The 748-nt window shown below is 71.8% G+C and carries 1 protein-coding gene; it reads right to left on the bottom strand.

Annotation, left to right across the window (positions count from 1 at the left end):
- On the bottom strand, window positions 1-748 hold a 748-nt coding region (locus tag NKH19_RS33405; protein WP_352983985.1), incomplete at both ends, for a condensation domain-containing protein.

Below are 748 nucleotides of genomic sequence, written 5' to 3'. Positions count from 1 at the left end.
GCTGCATGTAGCCGCAGACCCGATCCGCAGACACCGGCTCCACCACCTGCGCCGTCAGGCCGAGCGCCTCGCCATAATCCTCCACCGACAGGGTCAGCGGATAGTTGGTGCGCTCCTCCCCGCCCAGCCATTCCATGCCCGCCAGGACATCATCCGGTCCGCGGCCGGTCATGGCCGCCGGCGTGTTGTGGCGGTAGTTCAACAGCGCGCCGAACAGCGGCGCCGGCGCCGCAACCCCGCTGCAGCGTTGCGCCAGCGCCAGCGAGGCATGCTCGTGCGCCAGCAGCTCGGAAAGCCGCGCGTGCGTGGTCCGCACGCTCGCCGCGACCCCGGTCCCGTCCAGGTCAAGCCGCACAGGCAGGGTGTTGATGAACAGGCCCAGCGCGCGGTCGGCGCCCGCGCCCGCATGCATGCGGCCGAACAGCACCGTGCCGAACACCACCTGCTCTCGCCCGCTGCTGCGCGCCACCACCTGCCCCCACGCCAGATGGCACAGGCTGGCCAGGCTTACCCCCAGCCGCCGCGCCTGTTCCCGCAACCGATCGTTGAGCGCCTGCGGCAGCATCCGCCGCGCCTCGCCGACCCCGCTGCCGTCGCCGCGCACCTCGCCCAGCCCGAACGGCATGGTCGGCTCGTCGATGTCGGCCAGCTGTTCCTGGAAGAACTCCTCATGCGCCTTGGCATCGACCCCCAGCCGCGCCTGCGCCACCAGATTGCGGAACGGCTGCGGTGCCGCAAGCTCATGCGC

Origin of the sequence: Mesorhizobium sp. M1338 (assembly GCF_040318045.1) — a bacterium.
Classification (GTDB): Bacteria; Pseudomonadota; Alphaproteobacteria; order Rhizobiales; family Rhizobiaceae; genus Mesorhizobium.
The sequence above is the reverse complement of the archived record's forward strand: the minus strand, read 5'-3'. Positions and strand labels throughout refer to the sequence as shown.